The following is a 21,921-nucleotide window of genomic DNA, read 5'->3' as shown; positions in this document are numbered from 1 at the left end:
CTTTTTGCAAAACGCACGATTTGTTGGAAAATTACCTTTGAGACCAACAATAGATTTAAAGAAAAGTTAAAAAAAGAGGCGTCCTGTTAAAAAAAAAGCAATCAAACCAAATTTTGGTAACTTCAACATGAAAACTTTTTGAAACTCAATCTAATCAAAAAACTATGCCAACGTATCAGATTAAAGTAAATGGAGCTTCCAAGACAGTTGATGTAACTGAGGATACTCCTGTTTTGTGGGTGCTAAGAGATCATTTAGATTTGGTGGGCACCAAATACGGTTGTGGAATTGGACAGTGTGGTGCATGCACTATACATGTTGATGGTACCGCAATGCGAAGTTGCTCCCTTACATTGGATCAAATCGACGGGAAATCCATAACTACTATTGAAGGTCTTTCAGAACACGGTACGCATCCGGTGCAGGAAGCATGGAAAGAGGTTGACGTTCCACAGTGCGGATATTGTCAAGCAGGACAAATTATGACCGCCTCAGCATTTTTGGAGAATAATCCAAATCCCTCAGAAGAAGATGTAAAGAATGCTATGCACGGTAATATTTGCAGATGTGCCTCTTATTCACGAATCCGTCAGGCTGTAATGATTGCAGCTGAAAACATGGATTAATTTCAAGACCAATTTTTTACTTCAAAAACAACAACAATGTCAACAAAATCAAATATAACATTCAGTAGAAGAGCTTTTATGCGAACCTCGTCACTCGCAGGAGGCGGAATGCTGATTGGTTTTAACTTATTCCAGGCGTGCAAACCTAAGGCCGCTCCGCCGGTAGACCTATCATTATTAAATTACAATGATTTCAATGCATTTATCAAAATTGCAGACAATGGGACGGTAACCATTTTTTCTCCAAACCCAGAAATTGGGCAAGGTGTAAAAACAGCTATGCCTATGATTATTGCCGAAGAGCTTGACGTGGCATGGAAAGATGTTTATGTTGAACAAGGAATCCTCGATACCGAAAATTATACTAGGCAAGTAGCAGGGGGTAGCCAGTCTATTCGTCATGGATGGGATGCTCTTAGACAAACAGGAGCTACTGCAAAACAGATGTTGGTAAACGCAGCAGCAGCTAGATGGGGTGTTGATGCTTCAGAATGTACAGTGAGCGATGGCGTTATTACAAATGCAGCTGGAGAAACGTTAGGTTTTGGGGATGTAGTTAAAGAAGCTGCTCTATTAGAAGTGCCTGAGGACGTTGCGCTAAAAGAACCAAAGGACTATAAGATTATTGGCAAGGATGCCGGCAATGTAGATATTACTAAAATCGCGACAGGAAAACCATTATTTGGATTGGATTATAAAGTTGACGGGATGGTTTATGCTGCCGTGGTACGTCCGCCAGCATTTGGACATAAATTGGTTTCCTACGATGATACAGCCGCAAAAGCGATGCCTGGTGTCTTGGATGTTATCAAAATCGGAGAAAAAGTAAGAGGGCTCTTGGCAGAAGACCCAAGTTTTTCAAGTAAAATATCTGCGAGCGATAAAGTGGTGGTAATTGCTGAGTCTACTTGGCAAGCTATGAAGGCAAAAGAAGCTATAAAAGTGGAATGGGAAGAAGAAACCACAATGGAAAGTACCGAAGAACACGATAAAATACTTACGGATTTATTGGATGGCACTACTTTTAAAACGGAACGTTCGGATGGTGATATAAAGAAAGCATTCGCAGAAGCAGATGAAATTTTAGAGCGTACGTATGAATCCCCATTTTTACCGCACAATTGTATGGAGCCAATGAATTTCTTCGCAAATGTAACCGGAGAAAAAGTAAATTTAGCTGGACCGATACAAACCCCAGCTTGGAAAGCTGGCCTTGTGGCCAAAATGCTTGGAAGGGAAGAAAAGGACATCCATTTAGAAATGACTCGAATGGGAGGCGGTTTTGGTAGAAGACTATATGGAGATTTCGTATTGGAAGCTGCAGAAATTTCAGATGCCATAAAAAAACCAGTCAAGGTTGTTTATTCTCGCGAAGATGATATGGAAGATGGCATTTATAGAATGGCCATTAAATACAGAATTAAAGCAGGCGTAAAGGATGGGAAAATAACGGCGTACCACCTTAAAGAGGCTGCGGTAAATTCAAATATGTATGGGTTGATTCCCAATTTCTTTCCTGCCGGAGCCATTGAGAACTATCAGGTGGATACTGCCAATTATGAAAGCAATATTACCACCGGGGCTTGGAGAGCTCCGTACACCAATTTCTTGGCTTATGCAGAACAGAGTTTCTTTGATGAATTAGCTGAGATGATGGAATTAGATAAAATACAAATGCGATTAGATCTCTTGGACAAGGTGAAGCCAGAAGAGGATGAGCGCATTCAATATTCTCCAGAGCGAATGAAAGAAGTTATTAAAGTTGCTGTTGAAAAGTCTGGCTGGGGAACCAAGCCTAAACATATTCATCAAGGCTTTGTAAACTATTATTGCCATAATACCCATGTGGCAGAAGTTGCGGATGTTGAAATTGAAAATGGAGAACCAGTAGTCAAAAAAATTACTTGTGTTGTGGATTGTGGAATTGTGATTAATCCAATGGGGGCGTTAAATCAAATAGAAGGTGGTGTTATTGATGGAGTTGGGCATTCCATGTATGGCGAATTGCAATTTGAAAATGGGAGACCGACTGCAAATAATTTTGATAACTATCGCATGATCAGAATGAAAGAGGCGCCAGAGGTAGAAACACATTTTATACAGAATGAGCTTTCACCTACCGGATTAGGAGAACCCACATTGCCACCAGCAGGAGGTGCGGTAGCAAATGCGTTTAAAGCGGCTACGGGGAATAGACTCTATAAACAACCATTCACCAAAACACCAGAACTTTTAAAAGTACCAGCAAAGGAAATTATAGGTTGATTTATGACGATATTATTGTTTGGGATAACCAAAGATATTGTGGGAAGTTCCACTTTGTCCGTCCCTACATCCAGTGTTACTGGTAGAAAAATTCCGAAAACGGTAAAAGAATTAAAACAGTTTCTGGGTGAATCATATCCAGAGCTGAACAAATTGTCGTCTCTGGCGGTAGCTGTAAACAACAGCTACGCAGAAGACAATGAAAAAATTAATTCTTATGATGAGATTGCCCTTATACCACCAGTAAGTGGGGGGTGATGAGTAGGACATCAGTTTATTTTATAGCTTTGAAACATATATGTTGATAGATAATCACGGTAGAACAATTAATTATCTAAGACTTGCAGTGACGGATAGGTGTAACCTACGTTGCAACTACTGCATGCCATCTGAAGGTATCGATTTTGTGAAAAATGACAAGCTACTCTCTATAAAAGAGCTTACAACGATAAGTGAGATACTGGTAAACCAGGGGATAGATAAAATCAGGATTACAGGTGGAGAACCTTTTGTACGAAAGGACTTAATGGTTTTATTAAGGGCTCTGGCTCAAATGGATGGCTTAAACGATATTTCGGTAACCACGAATGCAACCCTTATAGGTCCCCATATTGACGAGTTAAAGCAATTAGGCATTAAGAATGTGAACGTTAGTCTGGATTCTATCAATAGGGAGACTTTTGAACGAATTACCCGCCGTAAACAGTTTGATACGGTCCATAACAACTTAATACGATTAATTACCGAAGGATTCAATGTTCGCATTAATTTCATTGTTTTAGATGGGCAAAACGAACAAGATATTCTACCCATTCTAGATGTAATGAAGCATTATAATGTTTCGGTACGATTCTTAGAAGAAATGCCGTTTAATGGAGGTTCCAAAAACTTTGCTTCCATCAAATGGGATTACAAAGCAATTCTAGAACATGTTAGAACACGATATCCAGATTTTGAAAAGTTGGAATCACCTGCTACATCCACTTCTATTAACTATAGCATAAAAGGACATAAAGGTACATTTGGGATTATTCCATCTTTCAGTAGAACGTTTTGCGGAAGTTGTAATAGGTTGAGAGTTACTGCCACAGGTGACGTAATTACATGTCTGTATGGAAAACCAAAAGCGAACCTCAGAGACATCATACGTAACAAATCTGCAGAAATGGGCATACAGAAGGCTATTCTAAAAGCTGTTGGCACCCGTGCGAAAACTGGTTTTGATGCTCAAAAAGAGCATACAGATACAGTGTTCGATAACTCAATGACATCAATAGGAGGTTAATTTTTCCATATACAAATCATGAATAAAAAGGTTCCTAAAATATATGGTTTAGTTTTAGCTGGTGGTAAAAGTACCCGTATGGGCTCCGACAAAGGGTTGCTTAGCTATCATGGTATACCTCAACAAGAGTATTTGTATAAGCTTTTAGAAAATGTATGCGATAGCGTCTTTCTAAGTGTTCGCGATGAACAACATGCAGCACTAGGAAGCGAGTTTAATTTCGTCATCGATAAAAATGAATACAAAGGCCCTTTTAACGGAATTCTTAGTGCACATTCGGAATACCCAGAAGTAGCTTGGTTAGTTCTTGCTTGTGATTTACCTATGATAGATTTGGCAGCTTTGAAACAGCTAAGTGATTCTAGAAATACCGATAAACTTGCAACTTCTTTTGCCTCTAAAATGTCAGGATTACCAGAACCATTGATTACCATTTGGGAACCTTCTGGATTACAAAAGGCAATTGCATATCTAAAAACTACGGAAAGTTCATGTCCAAGAAAGTTTTTGATTAATTCAGATACAGAACTTGTACATCCTAGTCAAGATGAAGTTTTATACAATGCAAATTCCATTTCGGATTATGAATTTGTAAAGTCCAAAATTGCAACTACGAATGAATCCTAGATATATTAGACAAACAAGCTTAAAGAGTTTTGGCGCTGAAAGACAGGCCAAGCTTGGGGCAGCCAGTGTTTTGATAGTAGGTCTTGGAGGTTTGGGAATTCCCGTGGCACAGTATCTGAATGCAATGGGAGTAGGTACTCTAGGTCTAATGGATCAAGATATCGTTGCCCTGCACAACCTTCAAAGACAGGTTTTATATGCTGAAAAGGATTTAGGAAGATTAAAATTGGATGTCACCCAAGAGAAATTGTCTGCTCAAAATTCGCAAACAAGATTAAGGTTATACGATTCTTTTCTTACTAAAGAAAACGCTTTGGAAATCATAGAGGATTATGATGTTGTGGTGGATGCCACAGATAATTTTCCAACCCGATACCTAATCAACGATGCGTGTGTGATTCTGGATAAACCCTTTGTATATGGTGCGCTTCACGGTTTTGAAGGCCATGTAAGTGTCTTTAACTATAACGATGGGCCCACCTATCGCTGTCTATATCCTGAAATGCCAGGATTCGAAGAAATCCCAGATTGTAATGAGAATGGTGTTTTAGGTGTTATACCTGGCATCATTGGAACATTACAAGCTTTGGAAACAGTTAAGGTTTTAACGGGAGTGGGAGAGGTGCTTTCAGGAGAACTATTGGTATATGACGGACTTAGCCAATATTCGAATAAAGTCAGGTTTAAAACCAATCCAAAAAATAAAAAAATAAAAAAATTACAGGAGCGTTATGAATCCTCTGATTGTGATGTAGTCCCTTCTATCAACGCAGAAGATTTTCAAGTATTGAGAGATTCAGGAAAAGTTCATACGTTAATAGATGTGAGAACCCCAGAAGAGTTCCAAAGTCATCATTTAGAAGAGGCGATTAGTATTCCGCTGAGCCATTTAAGTCTTGCAAATCCTCAAATTAAAGCTGACAGAAAAATTTATCTTATTTGTCAATCAGGTAAGCGAAGTGAACTGGCCTTAAAACAACTGCAGATTGATTATCCCGACTTGACTTTTTATCATATTTTAGGTGGCATGAACAAAATGTTGACGGTATGTCCTTAGCCTCTGGCGACCTTGTTTTATTATTTTTTGCTTTTTTTATTGTTGCCATGCTCTATTCTGCGGTGGGTTTTGGTGGTGGATCTAGTTATTTGGCCATATTAACTCTCGTTTTAACCAGTTTCTTTGCCATAAGAACCACAGCATTACTGTGTAATTTAGTTGTGGTGACTGGAAGTTGTATCCTCTTTTATAGAAGTGGTCACCTGCACCTTAAAAAGTTTGTTCCATTTATCATTACTAGCATCCCCATGGCGTTTCTTGGGGCTTCATTTAAGTTGGATGAACAATTCTTTTTTATCCTTTTGGCACTAGCTCTTATCATCTCTGCAATAGCATTGATATATCAAACACTGAAGCTAAACTCAAACAATGAGTTTAAAGAATATCCAACATATATTCCCTATCTACTTGGTGGTACTGTTGGGTTATTATCCGGTTTGGTAGGAATTGGAGGGGGTATTTTTCTCGCACCTGTTCTAAACTACATAAAATGGGACAAGCCCATTGTAATAGCCGCACTTGCTAGCTTTTTCATTTTTGTAAATTCAATTTCGGGTATAGGTGGTTTGTTTGCAAGCAATTCCTTTGAAGTGCTTTGGCCCGAAACTATTGGACTTTTATTGGCCGTATTGCTCGGTGGTCAACTGGGGGTAAGGCTAAGTATTAGTAAATTATCCGCAAAGCGCATACGAATGCTCACAGCATTTTTAGTGCTTTTTGTGGGGCTACGTGTTCTATTTAAAAACGGATTCCAATTAAGTATGATGTCATGATTCCTTTTATCGATGCAATACAAGAAGTACTCAAAAGCACCCAAAACTATGGGCAGGAACTGATTAATCTTGATGAAAGCGTAGGCCGCATTTTAGATGAGGATATTTTTGCTGATAGAGATTTTCCACCTTTTAACAGAGCTACCAAGGACGGGGTTGCCATAAAGTTTGAATCATTTGAATCACAAAAGCAAACATTTAAGGTTTTGGGAATTGCACAAGCGGGTAGTCCCCAACTCACCTTGACTGACCCATCCGGCTGTATTGAGGTAATGACAGGGGCCATTGTGCCGGCTAATGCGGATACTGTAATCATGTATGAGCATGCCGTTATTGAAAAGGACACCGTTAGCATTCTTGAAAACATAAAAAAAGGGCAGAATATTCACTATGCAGGAAGTGATACGCAACAAAATGAAATATTGCTCAAATCCGGCATACCCATAACGGCTTCTGAAATAGGGGTTTTGGCTTCAGTGGGCAAGTCAAAAGTTTTGGTGAAAAAATTACCCAAAATAGCAATAGTAGCTACGGGAAACGAACTTGTAGAGGTTAACGAAAAACCGCTTCCATATCAAATACGAAAATCAAATTCCCATACCTTAAATGCTTTATTACAGGATGAAAAAATCATCTCGGATTCCTATCACATACCGGATGAACCATCCACTTTAAAAGAAAAATTGGAAATACTTAGTGACCAGTACGATGTTCTAGTATTGAGCGGTGGTGTATCCAAGGGCAAGTATGACTTTTTACCTGAAACTTTTGAGGCTCTGGGAGTGGAAAAAATCTTTCATAAAGTATTGCAACGCCCCGGTAAACCATTTTGGTTTGGAGAGCATCAGGCCAAGAAAACCATCATATTTGCGTTTCCCGGAAATCCTGTGTCAACATTTGTTAACTACCATGTATACTTTAAGCCATGGCTTAACAAAACTTTGGGAATCACCACCCAACATTTTACAGTATTTTTAAATGAACCAATAGTTAATAAGACAGATTTAATGCTCTTTGTAGGTGTAAAGACACACATGGAAAATGGGTTGCTATATGCTTCAACTATTAAAACAACAGGATCCGGGGATTTAGTAAGTCTTTCAAAAATCGATGGCTTTATTCAACTAAAACCCAAACAAGAGTTAAGTGAAAGTGGTCAAAACGTTCCATTTATACCCACTAGAAGGATAATTTAAGATGACACACGAATTAAAAACCATAATTCAACATTATGAAAAAAGGCCGCCCAATGTAAAAGCAGCCGTTTTGGCAACTGTGGTAGCTTTGGATGGCTCGTCTTATCGTAGACCTGGGGTTAGAATGTTGATTTTTGAAAATGGAGATATGGTTGGAGCTGTTAGTGGAGGGTGTGTAGAAAAAGAAGTGCTGCGCCAAGCGCAATCCGTTTTCCAAAATGGTACTGCCAAGGTCATGGTTTATGATGGAAGATATCGTTTGGGTTGTGAAGGTGTATTATACATTTTATTGGAACCCTTTAAACCCCATAGCGACTTTTTATCACACTTTTGGAAGGCCATTGAAGAACGAAAACCATTTTCCATAAGCTCACTTTACAAAAAGGAATATGGAGAGCATAAAGAATATGGCAGTTTCTTTACGATAGGTGGCATTTCATATTCCTTAGAGAATAAAAAAACAAAAACGGATACCGCATTGGCCCAGTTTACTCAAGAAATGGACCCATGTTTTCAATTGGTTATTGTAGGTGCAGAGCATGATGCTGTACAGTTGTGCAAGTACGCAAGTTTAATGGGTTGGGAGGTTACGGTCGTTGCTAATCCTAAGGAGGAAAAAACTAAAAGTGATTTCCTTGGAATTCACAAATTGTTAAACGTAGACCCTGAGATATTTCAAATAAAACTAGATCAACAAACCGCTGTAGTTATTATGACACACAGTTTTGTAAAAGATCTACAATACCTGATTGCTTTAAAGCAAGAAAGAGGGGCTTATATTGGACTTTTGGGCCCTTATAAGAGAAGAGAAAAACTATTTGATGAGCTACTGGAGAGATGCCCTGATATCTCTGAAAAATTCTTGGAACAGATTCATGGCCCAGCAGGAATTGATATAGGGGCAGAGACACCACAGGAAATTTCCATTTCCATTATTTCAGAAATTCTATCCGTCGTCAACAAAAAAGAGCCTTCGCTCTTGAAAAATAAAATGGGAAAGATCCATAGTTAGCATATGTCCATTCCAATCTTATTATTAGCAGCTGGCGAATCCAAGAGAATGGAAGGTAAAATAAAGCAACTGTTGCCTTGGAAAGATGTTACGCTTTTGGAAAATGCAGTGAAGCAGGCAAACAATGTAGCAGATGATGTGTATGTTGTTCTGGGGTCCAATATGGACATCATAAAAAAATCTCTTTCACCTCCAATAAATGTTATCCATAATCCTAATTGGAAATCTGGCATGGGAAGTTCAATTAGTGTTGGAGTTCGATACGTTTTAGATAAACACGAAAATTTGGATGGACTTTTAATCATGTTAGCAGATCAACCTTTAATAGATTCGGGATACCTAAAAGAGTTGCAAGAAGCATTCAGGGAAGATTCCCTGTTTATTGTGGCAACAGCGTACGAGAATAGGCTAGGGGTCCCTGCTGTATTTCATCATTCCATATTGCCAGAACTATCCAATTTGAATAATAATTATGGGGCAAAACATATAATTCAAAAATATCAGCGTTTCACAAAAACAGTATTCCCTAAAGGGAAAGAAGTTGATGTGGACACCCCGAAAGAGTATAAACAACTAATTGATAATATGAACCTTTAAATATGAAAGCTTTAATAACTACTTTAATTTTCATTTTTTGCTTCAATTTTTCCAATGCACAGGAAATGGGGTTTGAAGAATACAACCCAAAATCAACTCTGGTTGTGCCGGAAAACCCTGTAGAAAGAGCGAAGTTTACTTTTATTGATGTACACAGCCATCAGTTTCGTATGGCCACCCAAGACTTATCAGGTCTGATCAAGGATATGGACAGGATAAATATGGGCATTATGGTTAATTTGAGTGGTGGTTCTGGTGAGGGTTTACGAGCAATGCTCAAAAATGTTAATGAGCATTACCCCAATAGATTTGTTGTTTTTGCTAATGTGGATTTTAGCGGGGTTGGCATCCCTAACTGGGGAGAACAGGCAGCAGCACAATTGGAACTGGATGTAAAAAGTGGTGCCAAAGGATTGAAAATTTATAAAAGTCTTGGGTTGAGAAACAAAGACACCAAGGGAAAACGAATAGCGATTGATGATCCTAGATTAGACCCTATTTGGGCAAAATGTGGTGAATTAGGAATTCCTGTATTGATTCATGCCGCTGATCCAAAATCGTTTTGGGATCCAATGGATAATAGTAATGAGCGATGGTTAGAGCTCAAGACTAGACCACGCAGAAAGCGTTCTGCTACCAACCCTGCACCTTGGCAACAAATTATTGATGAACAACATCGAATGTTTAAAAAGCATCCCAATACTAAGTTTATTAATGCCCATATGGGTTGGTATGCCAATAATTTGGATAGGCTAGGGGAGTTAATGGACGAAATTCCTAATATGTCCGTTGGTATTGGAGCTATAATTGCGGAGCTAGGGAGGCAGCCTAGAAGGGCAAAAGCTTTTTTTATAAAATATCAAGACCGTATCTTATTTGGAAAAGATAGTTGGAAACCTGAAGAATTCCCCACATATTTTAGAGTATTGGAAACAGCGGACGAGTATTTCCCATACTACAAAAAATATCATGCATTTTGGGCCATGTATGGTTTGGATTTACCAGATGAAGTTTTGCAAAAAGTGTATTACAAAAATGCTATCAGCCTTATCCCTGGCTTAGATAGTGCCTTATTTAAATAAGTATCAATAAAACATTTTGATACTATTTTTTGAAGAATTGAAAGCCATTAATGCATAACATTGATAAAAAATTATCAATGGCTAATTCAAGATTTCTTAAAAAACCATTACTCTCACTAATTTGTTTTGTATGCATTCTTTCTTGTTCCAGCAATGATGATAGTGGGGACTCGGATGACAGCCCAGAAAATGCCGCCATAGAAGGATTTTATACAGGTTCTATTGCAATTACCATAGATGGAAATGATATCACCGTTCCAATGTCGTTGATAGTCAATATGGCCTCAACAAATAAATTCGCAGGTGATTTCTTTGAAACCAATGGGTTTACGCCATGCTGTAGTTCCAATCCACAGGATGGTACGTTTAATTTTGATTACAATCCCGAAACAATGGCCTTGACCAATTTCATAATACGGGTAGATTTCAATATTGACCCAAATACCCCTTGCACAGGTTTATATACAGGTGAAGGAACTTTGGATACCACTGGAAATGCCAATAGATTGGTTGCCCAAATGAATGTTGATGACTGCAATGTTGCTAATACTCCAGCCGTATTTACACTTACTAAAGTGAGTGAATTGAATTAGGTGTTCAAGCTTCGTTGGAACTCACTTGGAGTAATTCCTTCGAGCTCCTTAAATACTCTAAAAAATGTAGCATTGGATTGAAACCCCACTAAAGTGGATAGCCCGGCAAGGCTGTAATTTTGATATTCCGCATTTGTCAACAACTCTTTAAATTTTTCAACCCTTGTTCTGTTCAAATATCGTTTGAAACTAGTGTTGTTTTGCTTAAAATAGTGTCTTAAACTTCCTTTGCCCAAATCCAACGCCTTAGCCAAATCATCAATACTCAAATTGGGTTTGGTATAGAGTCTTTGTTCAACAAACCCCTGTTGTAATTTTTGGACTATTAAAGAACTTTCCTCATGGTTTAAAGCTTCCTGTTTATATAATAAACTTGGAGCAAAAAGCGATTTAAACTTAAAAAATTCTGTTATCGAAAAAATGAGCAAATAAGAGTTTATCAATAGTCCCAATGGCATAAAAACATATCGATTCAGCATAAGAAAATTTCTTCCAAAAAAAGGAGACCCGGTCAAATAGGGTAACATATTGTATAGACTTGAGTAGGTATAGTAGCCCAACATTATGGATACAAAATACCAATATCTTTTTTGAACTCTAGGTGCCAAAAACTTACGGGCATTTCTTTTTAGCATTAAAATGCCCAAAATCAAATAAAACAAATTCAAAGGGAGGATTATATAACCCAATGAAGTAACTACCCAATAATAATACTGTGCATAAAATGAACTAAATCCAAATTTTAAAACGAGATATATCAGGTGTACAATGAATGGAAAGGTCAGATGTATTAAAACATGCTTTTTTATCTTTCCTAATGGAATTACCGCTGTAGACACATAAAGATATATCAAAGGGCCAAAGAAAATATTTTTACCAGCCCCAAGCAGTATACTCAGGAAAAGACTTTCCTTAACAACATTCCAGTATAAATTATTGATGAACATGGTACCCACAAGAAAACAGAGTACTCCAAGTACAATAAGTCGCAGTTGCTTTTTGTAAAAATAAAATAGTGCAATCAGTAGAAGCTGTATGCTGATGCATAGCATTACTCCATTATAAATTAAATCGGGGAAGGCCTGGTTCACAAACGAGTTGGATTTATCCAAAAATAAACAATGTGTCCAAAGCAGAAAAGCTATTCTTTGTCAGTGGGGATCTCCTGAACATCATATTCTTGAAAAATGCCACATGATACTGGTTTTTTAACCAAGGATTTGGACTTTTTATGTTTTGCAAGGAGTTCAATTTCCTTATTTAAAAATTGCATAAGAATAGGTTTACCTTAAAAACGAAATCCGTAGGGTTTTATTTTGAAAAGGAAGCTGGAATTCCTTTAAGCCTCAATATGTTTTTCTACATACTCCAATACTACCATCCAATTCATTTTAAGTATTAATGCGGCTGTGGGTAAATTATCTTCTTCAATCGCCCTAATTATTGCCTCATTCTGGTTGTCCACGTTCTCATAAAAGGAGGCATCGTTCCCAAAACCTTGCTCATAAAACAGAAGTCTTGCCCACAATGTCTCCAAAATTTGCATCAATACAGCATTGTTGCATTTTCTCACCAAAATATTATGAAACGCAAACCGCTCTTTTAAACGGCTAACTGGGGTATAGGCTTGTTGTAGCTTTAATTGCTGTACTTGTAGTGCACTAACATCTTCTTTAGAAAAATCTGAGTTTTCCAATGCCATAATCTCTAACTGGGCAATGGTTTCATAAAGGTTCTTGGCTTCTTTTTTACTTAAGCGTGTAACAACAAACCCTCTGTTTGGCACTGCATTTATTATTCTAGCCTGTTCCAACTGGCTAAGGGCCTCTCGAATAGGGGTAACGCTAACACCTATTTTTCTGGATAATGCAGCTAAGTTGATGGTTTTTCCAACAACTAGATCTCCTTTTTGAATTTGAACAAGTAAATGGCTTTTTACCCGATTGCGTAAAATCTGATTGTTATGCATCCTATAAAGGTATGAATCGTATACGATTTAACTAAATAAAACGGGGATATCTTCAAATTAGTGTATTAACTGATCAATCATTGGCAATGACTTTCTACTTATTTTATTTGGACATAAGTTAAGGGAAAGAAATCGTCCTCAGATACAACTTCATGAAGGTAAATCACGAATGAAGCAAATATAAAGTTGAATTAATTCCTTACTTTTCTAGATTAATATCAACCCTTTCATTCACCTTTTTATGAAGCTCCGTTATACCCACCTTCTAATTGTCTTTTTGTTCATTTTCTCTTGTAAGAAAAATGAAGTCGTTCAAATAGAAAGCTTATATGAGACCCAATTGTTTAAGGATGTGCAACTGGCGGCTATTTTTAAAGATTCCAAAACCTTTGTTGATCTCGTGCCAAAAAAGGGAGCTTCAATTCTTGAAGCACAATATCTTCTCGAAAGAGAAAAAGAGGATTTTGATCTTAAAACTTTTGTGGAGGATAGCTTTGAAAATAGATCCATGAAAGCTTTGGAGTTTGAAACGGATACAACCAATACGATGTATGAGCATATTACGCAGATGTGGGATAAGCTAACAAGAGGTCCAGATAGTGTTATTCCAAACTCATCAAGAATTGCATTGCCAAAAAAATATGTGGTCCCTGGTGGACGTTTTCAGGAAATTTATTATTGGGATAGCTATTTTACATTGGAAGGTCTTTTGGTGGATAAGCGGGACGGACTCGCTAAAGACATGGTGGATAACTTCAGTTTTTTAATAGATTCCCTTGGATTTATACCTAACGGCACCAGAGATTACTATAGGACACGATCTCAGCCTCCTTTCTTTGTGCTTATGGTAGATGCCGTGTCTCGAAAGGATGAAAATCTGCTATTGGATTATTTGCCAGAGCTAAACAAGGAATATGAATTTTGGATGCAAGGAAGCGAAAACGCAACGCCAACACAACCCGTACAGCATGTCGTTGATGTCCAAGGCCCATCGCTCCTTAATCGCTATTGGGACAAGGGAACCACTCCAAGACCTGAAGCTTACAAAGAAGATTTGCATCTCGCACATGAATTGGACACAGAGGCGCTTAAATCTGGATTGTACAAAAACCTAAGGGCTGCCGCCGCTTCAGGGTGGGATTTTAGCTCAAGATGGTACGGTAAAAAAGGGGAGTTCAATTCAACCGAAACGACCTCCATTCTCCCCATTGATTTAAATTGCCTAATATTTTTTTTAGAAACAACCATAGCAAAGGCAAATAAGATAAAAGGCGAAGAAGAAGCTCATCTTGAATTTCAGGGAAAAGCTGCCAAAAGAAAAGAAACCATAAGCCAATATTTTTGGAACGACAAAAACGGGTTCTTTCAAGATTATAACTTTAATACGAAGTCTGTAACCGCAGAGCTCACCCTGGCAGGTGTTTTTCCGCTTTATTTTAATATAGCCACCAAAGAACAAGCGGAGCAGGTTAAGAACAGGCTTATGGATTCCTTTTTAAAAGATGGTGGTTTGGTCACCACATTGGAACATTCAGGACAACAATGGGATGCACCCAACGGTTGGGCACCTTTGCAATGGGTTGCCGTAAAGGGACTTCTGAACTATGGATATGAAGAAGAAGCCGTGGATATTATGAATAGATGGTTGGCACTAAATGAGAAAGTCTATAAAAACACTGGCAAAATGATGGAAAAATACAATGTTGAAGATCTTACCCTACTCTCTGGGGGAGGAGAATACGAAACACAAGATGGATTTGGGTGGACCAATGGAGTGGCCCTGGGCTTTAAAAAGATATTGGAAGAAATGGAAAAGAAAGATTAAAACAACTAATCTTTAACTGACAGTAAGTTCGCTATTGGAATTAAGACCAAGTCAATACAAACCCATCAATCAAAAAAATGCCAAAATCCTTATTGTTTATTCCAGATATCTCTGGGTATACAAAGTTTATTCAAACCACCGAGGTTGAGCACAGCCAGCATGTGATTTCAGAGTTATTGGAAGTGCTTCTGAATGCAAACACCCAAGATTTAAAATTGGCCGAGATTGAAGGGGATGCTCTATTTTTCTACAAAGAGAATGATATTCCATCGCAAGAGAACCTTTTGGCGCAAATTGAATCTATGTTCACCGCTTTTTACAGTCATCTGAAAATGCTGGAAAAGAACAGAATCTGTCCATGTAATGCATGTGCAACAGCTCCCAACCTTCAATTAAAGATAGTTGCCCACAGTGGAAACCTTCAGCATATAGAAGTACAAGGAAATAGAAAGCCTTTTGGTGAACAAGTGATAGAGGCCCATAGGTTGCTCAAGAATTCTATTGATAGTGATAACTATGCCTTAATTAGTAGGACATTGTCTTTGGATATCATGCTATCGCCTTATTATTCAAGTAAAATCTTCAGGTTTAGACATGGTTCGGATGCTTACGATGATAGGGAGATTGAATACATCTACTCTATAATTGATCCAAGTGAGCTTAAACTAAGAACATTTGCAAAACCCAATAAGGTTTATTTTGAAAACCCTCCTCAAATTACTATGAGAAAGGAATTTCCAGTTGCAGCCGAGGTACTCATGGAATATGTTACCAATTATTCGTATCGGCATTTTTGGACAGAAGGGATAGACAGACTGGAATACAACGAAAATGAAATAACCCGAGCAGGTTCAGAACATATTTGCGTAGTCAACGGAAAACATTTAAACTTTACCACGGCCACAAAGGATGTAAAACCTGGAAGTTTGATATATGGAGAGTTCACCACGAGCCCACCACCTTTAGATGAGATGTACCAGTTTTATATATTTACACCTATATCTGAAAATAGTTGTGAACTAGAGCTGGAACTGTATTGGAAAGTCAAATCTCCGATTAAGAAATTATTTATGGCTCTATTTGGCAAAAAGGTATTTAAGAAAAATATTGAAAATGCCCTTTCAGGCTTGTTTAGCTTTATAGAAAAGAAAAATGATGCCTAAACCCTATTGGAATTCTACAAGATTTCCAAGTTCATTATCGTATTGGTATCCCAGAATTTCCTGCTAATCATTTTTTTATATTTGAAGATACTAGACGTAAAATTATGCCAGTAGGATATTCAGGAACACCACTTGGAAAAAAGCTTGGAATCAAAGAAGGTTTTTCTATCTTATTATATAATCAACCTGAACATTATCTTGGTTTATTCACAGATTTACCTAACAATCTTTCTTTTCATAAAGAAATGGGTGAGGAGAAAATGGATTTTATCCACATGTTCTGCACTTCATATATGACATTAACTGAAATAGCCATTAGGTACAAAAACGTCCTGAAGAAAGACGGTTTGCTTTGGGTAAGCTGGCCTAAAGGAGCGTCCTCGATTAAAACTGATCTAAAACGGGAGCCAATTCGCGAACATTTGCTATCCATAGGTATTGTAGATGTAAAAGTAGCTGCCATTGACAAGGATTGGAGTGGATTAAAATTTGTGTATCGCCTCAAGGATAGAAAGTAGTTTCTATTTTTTAGTATCCTGTCATAATTTTCACATTTTTTTTAGAATTAAGGCTTATGCTTTTGGTTATCTTACAACGCTAATTCAACCTAAAATTCTACACATGAAACACGGCTTCAACTTTTGCTTCTCTTTACTTGTTCTTTTCTTTTTCACAACTAATTTAATTGCCCAAAACCCGGATTCAACAACCTTTAAAGGTCTTGAATTCAGAAGTTTAGGTCCTGCATTGACCTCAGGACGTATAGCGGACATTGCTATACATCCAAAAAGTGAAAGTACATGGTATGTTGCCGTCGGATCTGGTGGTGTTTGGAAAACAGTAAATGCCGGTACTACTTGGAAACCTATCTTCGACAAACAATCCAGTTATTCTATTGGTTGTGTTACAATTGACCCAAGTAACCCAAGTACCATTTGGGTAGGCAGTGGAGAAAATGTTGGAGGTAGACATGTAGGCTTTGGAGATGGAATATATGTGAGTCATAACGAAGGGAAAACCTGGAAAAATATGGGGCTCACGGCTTCAGAACATCTTTCCAAAATAATTGTACATCCAGAAAATTCCAATATTATCTGGGTAGCTTCCCAAGGGCCACTGTGGAGTAAAGGAGGCGAACGTGGCTTTTACAAATCTGTGGATGGAGGTAATACATGGAAAAGAACGCTAGGTAACAGTGAATGGACTGGCGTCACTGACATTGTAATGGATTATAAAAACCCTGATATTTTGTATGCTGCTACTTGGGATAGACATAGGACCGTTGCGGCATACATGGGTGGTGGACCTGGTTCAGGAATTCATAAGAGTACCGATGGGGGTGAAACCTGGTCAAAATTGACCAACGGCATTCCTAAATCTAATCTTGGGAAAATTGGATTGGCAATTTCTCCATTTAATAACGAAACGCTTTACGCTGCGATTGAGTTAGATCGAAAAAAGGGCGGTGTGTTTGTATCCAATAACCAAGGGGCATCATGGACAAAGCAATCTGATGCCGTCTCAGGAGGTACTGGACCACATTACTATCAGGAGCTTTATGCGTCTCCCCATCAAGAAGGAAAGCTATATCTAATGAGTAACACTGTTCAGATATCCGATGACCATGGAAAGCATTTTGAATTCATGAACGAAGACAAAAAGCATGTTGACAGTCATGCTATGGCGTTTAAAAAGTCTGACCCAAATTATGTGCTTTTTGGCACTGATGGAGGATTATATGAGTCTTATGACCTAACCAAAACTTGGAATTATTTTGCAAACCTTCCACTTACCCAATATTATAAAATAGCAGTAGATGACTCAGCACCTTTTTACAATATTTATGGTGGAACCCAGGACAATGGTTCACACGGTGGGCCATCCAGAACGCGAAGCAGTGCGGGAATCTTAAATTCCGATTGGTGGATTACTTTAGGTGCAGATGGTCATCAATCTGCTGTTGAACCTGGAAATCCAGATATCACCTATGGTGAGTTTCAACAAGGATGGTTATGGCGAATTGATCAAACTACAGGTGAAACTGTTTTTATTCAACCACAACCCGCCGCAGGAGAACCGCATGAACGTTTTAACTGGGACGCTCCAATTTTGGTAAGCCCACATAACCCCAAGCGTTTGTATTTTGCGTCGTATCGTGTTTGGAAATCAGAGAATAGAGGGGATGACTGGACTGCCATATCGCAAGATTTAACCAGAAACGAAGAAAGATTGACATTGCCCATTTTAGGAAGGCAGCAAAGCTGGGACAATCCATGGGACGTTGGTGCAATGTCTAACTATAATACCATTACTTCTTTGGCAGAATCACCAATACAGGAAGGGCTTATTTATGCTGGAACAGATGATGGAATTTTGCAAGTTACCGAAGATGGCGGCAGCAGCTGGAGAAGAATAATGCTTGGAAATATAAAAGGTGTTCCAAATAGGGCATTCGTAAATGATGTACGTGCAGATTTATATGACGCAAGTACAGTTTATTTGGTGTTGGATAATCATAAAGAAGGGGATTACAAGCCTTACCTGCTAAAAAGTTCAGATAAAGGAAACAGTTGGACGTTTATCAATGGGAATTTGCCTAAGAATTTAATTACTTGGAGAATTGTACAAGATCATAAGAAAAGAGGTTTACTGTTTGCCGCGACTGAATATGGAATTTATTTCTCAAGCAATGGCGGTGCTCATTGGATGCAACTTGAAGGAGGTTTACCTACTATTTCCTTTAGGGATATCACCATTCAAAGAAGGGAAGATGACTTAGTTGGAGCTTCTTTCGGGCGAGGAATATATGTGTTGGACGATATTGGTCCCCTGCGTGATTTTGATGTATCTAAAATGTCACAGTCTACACTTTTTAAGGTAAAACCAGCTTATTGGTATATTGAAAAAGACGCTGTGTATGGCCAAGGTAACTCACAGTACGCTGCCAAGAATCCGGCTTATGGTGCTACGTTCACTTATTTCTTGCCCGAGAAATTAAAGGCCCTTAAAGACACTAGAACAAAAAGAGAGAAAGAACTTAATAAACAAAAGAGCAATATTACTTTTCCTGGTTGGGATGCTTTGGATACCGAAAAGAATCAGGAAAAGCCTGAAATTGTGCTTTTGGTCAAAGACAGTTCAGGGAAAGTTGTAAATACCGTGGCGGGAACAAATAAGAAAGGATTTAATAGAGTGTCTTGGAATCTTTCTTACGCGGACCGAACAGGTATCAAACTAAAGAATCCTAAAAGTGATAATGATGATGACTTTTTTGGATCTCCATTTAGAGCAACACCAGGAACATATTCTGTGGGACTGTACCAAAGGGTTGATGGGTCGTTACAACAACTTTCAAGTAACCAGACATTTGAGGTAAAACCACTGGCCAAGGGAGCGCTACCTGCTAAACCCACCAGTGAAATAGATGCCTTTAGAGCGGATTATCAAAATTTCAGACAGGATTTAACTGCTGTGAATTCAATTTTGAACAAAAGCATTTCGAAAATAGATGCGATGAAACGCGCTATGGATGAAGCCGAGAGACCTAGTGCAGAATTGGTTTCGAGTATCTATAGTGCTAAATCATCTTTGTTATCGCTCAAAAAACAAATGGATGGTAGCCCTACCAAGAATGAGGTAGGGGAGAAGACCCCACCTTCACCTGCCGATGGTAGTTTTATTGGTTTGGTATCGCTCGGAAATACCTATGGGCCTACAGGAAATCAAAAAGCTGCTTTATTGCGTGCAACAAATCAACTAAGAGATATAAAAAAGGAGCTAAGCGTTCTATCAAAGAATACCTTGCCTGCACTTGAAGCAGCGTTAAAATCTGCTGGAGCACCGTGGATTGAAGGTCAAGGACTAATAGAAGACTAAGAAGTATATATGAAACACTTCTTTGCGGTTATTTTTATTGGTTTGCTTTCAACTTGTGACGTATTTTCCCAATATATTGAGAAAGATTGGAAGGAGCGAGATGAATGGATGAAAACGGAAGCTTTGCTAAAGTGGGCAGGAGTTACTGAAGGAGATAGGGTTGCGGATATTGGATGTCATGAGGGTTATTTAAGCATTCATTTATCCCGAAAAGTCTTGGATAATGGAAGGGTATATTCCGTAGATGTGCGTGAAGACCGTTTGGAGACCCTACGGGAAAATGCGAACGATAGAAATCTCAAAAATATCATTACCATTCTAGGAGATTATGATGACCCTAAATTACCAGAGCGTGAGCTGGACATCATTTTTATTGTTGATACCTATCATGAGATAACGTCCCATGAAAAAATGCTGCTACATGTGAAGCGTTCACTAAAACCCGGTGGTAAAGTGATGCTTTTGGAGAAGCTGAAAAAAAGAGTTAAAAATAAATCAAGAGCTGAACAAGTTAGCGCCCATTCACTTGGGCCTAGCTATGTTCAAAAAGAATTGGAACAAGCAGGATTTACCATTATATCCAAAATAGAAAATCATGGAAAATGGGAAAGGGAAGAAGACAAGCAAATGTGGGTACTACTAGCTCAAAAGTCGGAATAAACCTTCCTTACTCCTTGTTTAATTCCTCTTGTAATTGCTTGTAAGAGGTAATCCAGCTATAAAGTCGACCTCCTAAGCTAATTATTGGATTTGTAATGGAATCCATTTCTTCAACTGATTTCGCCAAAAAACCGCTAAGCTGTTGTTTGATATCTGGATTTTTGCTTAGTTCAACATTTCTGAAAACGTAATTTTCAAAAGTCAACTTTGAAACAATACTATCGCAAGTTGTACAATTATTTGTAGTGTAAATAGTTATCTGTTTTTTTGGTTTGATTTTGGGTGGTGGAATATCCAATATTTCAAATTCCTTTTTTAAGGCCCTTTTGGACAAACTGTCATTTACCGTGATCTTCGTAGTATAAATCGGTTTCTTATCCCTGAAGAGTATAATGGTCTTCAAATGCACTTTGGACGTTGCCGGCACCCTAATTAATCTAGGTTTTGCCGCACTCTGCCTAAAGTTTTTCCCTTTAACCTCAAAGAGTACATCATAATCTGTCCAAGTTTCATTAACTGCAAAGAAGGCCAGCCTATTGTTTTGTGGTTTTTCAACAATCTTAATAGGGGCTTGTTGCGCATTAAGCTTGAATACTAAAAAAGAAAAAATTAGTAAAAGTCTATGCATTGAATTTACTTGATTCCCATGAGTATTATAAATCGATTCTACCAGAAAGTGACTAGTTCACAATCCTTCTTTCATATACAAAACTGAGAACACCAGGTAGGTTTTCACCAATTTCATTTACCAGTCTATTACCTACAATACTAAGTTCACCCAAAACAGGATCTCCGGTAAAAGTTACCTCTGTCTCATCTGCAAACCAAGTCCCAGTAGCAGAAGTAGTTCCTGAACAATCCGCATTAAATTGGTCTCCGGTTATCGCTGTTATTGCAATATCCGATTGTTCATATGTCCACACCAAATCCCCATCTATTAATAATGTTCCTGAAATACAGTCCAGCTCATTTAATAAATTGGTAGAAGATGTTTCATCCATATTTAAGTCTTGGGCTTGACTAACATTTACTTCTACTAGGTCCCATAAGCCAATAACATCAAAATTTGGAGGTTCAATGCCTTCAACACCATCATCAAGACCACAAGAAGTTACAGCAAATAAGAGCAAAGCAAAAAGTGCAGATTTTTTTAAAATTTTCATAATACAATTTCTTTTTCCAACATTATTTTTATGTAAAATAAGACAATTTATCCGATATTTTTTGTGCTGATCCCAAATTGAAACAACAAGAGGCTTATTCTTGTTCATCTTTTGTGCATAATTTCATTACATTTAGTAAGTTGATAATTTTA

21 protein-coding genes are annotated in these 21,921 nt (G+C 38.0%); 17 read left to right on the top strand and 4 right to left on the bottom strand.

Features of this window, described 5'->3' with window-relative positions:
* Positions 1 to 164 precede the first annotated feature (164 nt).
* The 12 genes from FVB32_RS14305 to FVB32_RS14250 all read left to right on the top strand — a co-directional run bounded on the left by FVB32_RS14305 (position 165) and on the right by FVB32_RS14250 (position 11,113).
* Positions 165 to 626, top strand: coding sequence for a (2Fe-2S)-binding protein (locus tag FVB32_RS14305; protein ID WP_147744516.1), 462 nt, complete (start codon positions 165 to 167; stop codon positions 624 to 626).
* Between the two features lie 36 nt (positions 627 to 662).
* A complete protein-coding gene (locus FVB32_RS14300) occupies positions 663 to 2,891 on the top strand; it encodes a xanthine dehydrogenase family protein molybdopterin-binding subunit (protein ID WP_187269587.1) in 2,229 nt (742 codons plus the stop codon).
* Between the two features lie 3 nt (positions 2,892 to 2,894).
* A complete protein-coding gene (locus FVB32_RS14295; RefSeq protein WP_147744515.1) occupies positions 2,895 to 3,149 on the top strand; it encodes a MoaD/ThiS family protein in 255 nt (84 codons plus the stop codon).
* A gap of 40 nt (positions 3,150 to 3,189) precedes the next feature.
* Complete coding sequence (gene moaA, locus FVB32_RS14290) at positions 3,190 to 4,176, top strand: GTP 3',8-cyclase MoaA (RefSeq protein WP_147744514.1); 987 nt, start codon at positions 3,190 to 3,192, stop codon at positions 4,174 to 4,176.
* Between the two features lie 18 nt (positions 4,177 to 4,194).
* A complete protein-coding gene (locus FVB32_RS14285; protein WP_147744513.1) occupies positions 4,195 to 4,803 on the top strand; it encodes an NTP transferase domain-containing protein in 609 nt (202 codons plus the stop codon).
* The gene (locus FVB32_RS14280) at positions 4,793 to 5,860 is read left to right on the top strand and encodes a HesA/MoeB/ThiF family protein (protein ID WP_147744512.1); all 1,068 of its coding nucleotides are present in this window, start codon (positions 4,793 to 4,795) and stop codon (positions 5,858 to 5,860) included. The genes FVB32_RS14285 and FVB32_RS14280 overlap by 11 nt, the downstream gene beginning before the upstream one ends.
* A complete protein-coding gene (locus FVB32_RS14275) occupies positions 5,851 to 6,633 on the top strand; it encodes a sulfite exporter TauE/SafE family protein (protein WP_147744511.1) in 783 nt (260 codons plus the stop codon). Before FVB32_RS14280 ends, FVB32_RS14275 begins: the two co-directional genes overlap by 10 nt.
* The gene (locus FVB32_RS14270) at positions 6,630 to 7,829 is read left to right on the top strand and encodes a molybdopterin molybdotransferase MoeA (RefSeq protein WP_147744510.1); all 1,200 of its coding nucleotides are present in this window, start codon (positions 6,630 to 6,632) and stop codon (positions 7,827 to 7,829) included. Before FVB32_RS14275 ends, FVB32_RS14270 begins: the two co-directional genes overlap by 4 nt.
* Position 7,830: 1 nt before the next feature.
* Positions 7,831 to 8,841 carry an XdhC family protein gene (locus FVB32_RS14265; protein ID WP_147744509.1) on the top strand — a complete coding sequence of 337 codons (1,011 nt, stop codon included), beginning with the start codon at positions 7,831 to 7,833 and terminating at the stop codon, positions 8,839 to 8,841.
* Between the two features lie 3 nt (positions 8,842 to 8,844).
* A complete protein-coding gene (locus FVB32_RS14260) occupies positions 8,845 to 9,438 on the top strand; it encodes a nucleotidyltransferase family protein (protein ID WP_147744508.1) in 594 nt (197 codons plus the stop codon).
* Positions 9,439 to 9,440: 2 nt separating this feature from the next.
* Entirely contained in the window at positions 9,441 to 10,520 is a 1,080-nt protein-coding gene (locus tag FVB32_RS14255) for an amidohydrolase family protein (protein ID WP_147744507.1), read from the top strand.
* Between the two features lie 77 nt (positions 10,521 to 10,597).
* Positions 10,598 to 11,113, top strand: coding sequence for a hypothetical protein (locus FVB32_RS14250; protein WP_147744506.1), 516 nt, complete (start codon positions 10,598 to 10,600; stop codon positions 11,111 to 11,113).
* On the opposite strand, the gene FVB32_RS14245 is transcribed toward FVB32_RS14250, so the two are convergent.
* Together FVB32_RS14245 and FVB32_RS14240 are read right to left on the bottom strand one after the other, a co-directional pair.
* Positions 11,110 to 12,204: a helix-turn-helix transcriptional regulator gene (locus FVB32_RS14245; protein WP_147744504.1), complete on the bottom strand. Its 1,095-nt coding sequence runs from the start codon at positions 12,202 to 12,204 to the stop codon at positions 11,110 to 11,112. The genes FVB32_RS14250 and FVB32_RS14245 overlap by 4 nt on opposite strands.
* Positions 12,205 to 12,452: 248 nt before the next feature.
* Positions 12,453 to 13,082 carry a GntR family transcriptional regulator gene (locus FVB32_RS14240; protein WP_147744502.1) on the bottom strand — a complete coding sequence of 210 codons (630 nt, stop codon included), beginning with the start codon at positions 13,080 to 13,082 and terminating at the stop codon, positions 12,453 to 12,455.
* 241 nt (positions 13,083 to 13,323) lie between these two features.
* Between FVB32_RS14240 and treF the strand changes: the two genes are divergently transcribed.
* The 5 genes from treF to FVB32_RS14215 all read left to right on the top strand — a co-directional run bounded on the left by treF (position 13,324) and on the right by FVB32_RS14215 (position 20,606).
* Positions 13,324 to 14,907, top strand: a complete 1,584-nt coding sequence (treF, locus tag FVB32_RS14235) for an alpha,alpha-trehalase TreF (protein ID WP_147744500.1) — start codon at positions 13,324 to 13,326, stop codon at positions 14,905 to 14,907.
* A gap of 77 nt (positions 14,908 to 14,984) precedes the next feature.
* Positions 14,985 to 16,070 (top strand): DUF2652 domain-containing protein, encoded by a 1,086-nt coding sequence (locus tag FVB32_RS14230; protein WP_147744498.1) that lies wholly within the window; start codon positions 14,985 to 14,987, stop codon positions 16,068 to 16,070.
* Between the two features lie 104 nt (positions 16,071 to 16,174).
* A complete protein-coding gene (locus FVB32_RS14225) occupies positions 16,175 to 16,588 on the top strand; it encodes a DUF3052 domain-containing protein (RefSeq protein WP_147744496.1) in 414 nt (137 codons plus the stop codon).
* Positions 16,589 to 16,691: 103 nt separating this feature from the next.
* Positions 16,692 to 19,946, top strand: coding sequence for a WD40/YVTN/BNR-like repeat-containing protein (locus tag FVB32_RS14220; protein ID WP_147744494.1), 3,255 nt, complete (start codon positions 16,692 to 16,694; stop codon positions 19,944 to 19,946).
* A gap of 9 nt (positions 19,947 to 19,955) precedes the next feature.
* On the top strand, positions 19,956 to 20,606 hold the full coding sequence (locus FVB32_RS14215; RefSeq protein WP_147744492.1) for a class I SAM-dependent methyltransferase: 651 nt from the start codon (positions 19,956 to 19,958) through the stop codon (positions 20,604 to 20,606).
* Positions 20,607 to 20,613: 7 nt separating this feature from the next.
* Here the strand turns inward: FVB32_RS14215 and FVB32_RS14210 are convergent, their stop codons facing one another.
* Positions 20,614 to 21,234 (bottom strand): hypothetical protein, encoded by a 621-nt coding sequence (locus FVB32_RS14210; protein ID WP_147744490.1) that lies wholly within the window; start codon positions 21,232 to 21,234, stop codon positions 20,614 to 20,616.
* Between the two features lie 52 nt (positions 21,235 to 21,286).
* Positions 21,287 to 21,769: a hypothetical protein gene (locus FVB32_RS14205; RefSeq protein WP_147744488.1), complete on the bottom strand. Its 483-nt coding sequence runs from the start codon at positions 21,767 to 21,769 to the stop codon at positions 21,287 to 21,289.
* Between the last annotated feature and the right edge of the window lie 152 nt (positions 21,770 to 21,921).

This window comes from Flagellimonas hymeniacidonis (assembly GCF_008040165.1).
GTDB classification, from domain to species: domain Bacteria; phylum Bacteroidota; class Bacteroidia; order Flavobacteriales; family Flavobacteriaceae; genus Flagellimonas; species Flagellimonas hymeniacidonis.
This window is presented reverse-complemented; position numbering and strand designations above follow the sequence as displayed.

What these genes read in the sequence shown, in the direction of transcription:
- FVB32_RS14305 (WP_147744516.1), top strand. Translation starts at nt 165, where the DNA reads ATGCCAACGTATCAGATTAAAGTAAATGGAGCTTCCAAGACAGTTGAT.
- FVB32_RS14300 (WP_187269587.1), top strand. Translation starts at nt 663, where the DNA reads ATGTCAACAAAATCAAATATAACATTCAGTAGAAGAGCTTTTATGCGA.
- FVB32_RS14295 (WP_147744515.1), top strand. Translation starts at nt 2,895, where the DNA reads ATGACGATATTATTGTTTGGGATAACCAAAGATATTGTGGGAAGTTCC.
- moaA (WP_147744514.1), top strand. Translation starts at nt 3,190, where the DNA reads ATGTTGATAGATAATCACGGTAGAACAATTAATTATCTAAGACTTGCA.
- FVB32_RS14285 (WP_147744513.1), top strand. Translation starts at nt 4,195, where the DNA reads ATGAATAAAAAGGTTCCTAAAATATATGGTTTAGTTTTAGCTGGTGGT.
- FVB32_RS14280 (WP_147744512.1), top strand. Translation starts at nt 4,793, where the DNA reads ATGAATCCTAGATATATTAGACAAACAAGCTTAAAGAGTTTTGGCGCT.
- FVB32_RS14275 (WP_147744511.1), top strand. Translation starts at nt 5,851, where the DNA reads ATGTCCTTAGCCTCTGGCGACCTTGTTTTATTATTTTTTGCTTTTTTT.
- FVB32_RS14270 (WP_147744510.1), top strand. Translation starts at nt 6,630, where the DNA reads ATGATTCCTTTTATCGATGCAATACAAGAAGTACTCAAAAGCACCCAA.
- FVB32_RS14265 (WP_147744509.1), top strand. Translation starts at nt 7,831, where the DNA reads ATGACACACGAATTAAAAACCATAATTCAACATTATGAAAAAAGGCCG.
- FVB32_RS14260 (WP_147744508.1), top strand. Translation starts at nt 8,845, where the DNA reads ATGTCCATTCCAATCTTATTATTAGCAGCTGGCGAATCCAAGAGAATG.
- FVB32_RS14255 (WP_147744507.1), top strand. Translation starts at nt 9,441, where the DNA reads ATGAAAGCTTTAATAACTACTTTAATTTTCATTTTTTGCTTCAATTTT.
- FVB32_RS14250 (WP_147744506.1), top strand. Translation starts at nt 10,598, where the DNA reads ATGGCTAATTCAAGATTTCTTAAAAAACCATTACTCTCACTAATTTGT.
- FVB32_RS14240 (WP_147744502.1), bottom strand. Translation starts at nt 13,082, where the DNA reads ATGCATAACAATCAGATTTTACGCAATCGGGTAAAAAGCCATTTACTT.
- treF (WP_147744500.1), top strand. Translation starts at nt 13,324, where the DNA reads ATGAAGCTCCGTTATACCCACCTTCTAATTGTCTTTTTGTTCATTTTC.
- FVB32_RS14230 (WP_147744498.1), top strand. Translation starts at nt 14,985, where the DNA reads ATGCCAAAATCCTTATTGTTTATTCCAGATATCTCTGGGTATACAAAG.
- FVB32_RS14225 (WP_147744496.1), top strand. Translation starts at nt 16,175, where the DNA reads ATGCCAGTAGGATATTCAGGAACACCACTTGGAAAAAAGCTTGGAATC.
- FVB32_RS14220 (WP_147744494.1), top strand. Translation starts at nt 16,692, where the DNA reads ATGAAACACGGCTTCAACTTTTGCTTCTCTTTACTTGTTCTTTTCTTT.
- FVB32_RS14215 (WP_147744492.1), top strand. Translation starts at nt 19,956, where the DNA reads ATGAAACACTTCTTTGCGGTTATTTTTATTGGTTTGCTTTCAACTTGT.
- FVB32_RS14210 (WP_147744490.1), bottom strand. Translation starts at nt 21,234, where the DNA reads ATGCATAGACTTTTACTAATTTTTTCTTTTTTAGTATTCAAGCTTAAT.
- FVB32_RS14205 (WP_147744488.1), bottom strand. Translation starts at nt 21,769, where the DNA reads ATGAAAATTTTAAAAAAATCTGCACTTTTTGCTTTGCTCTTATTTGCT.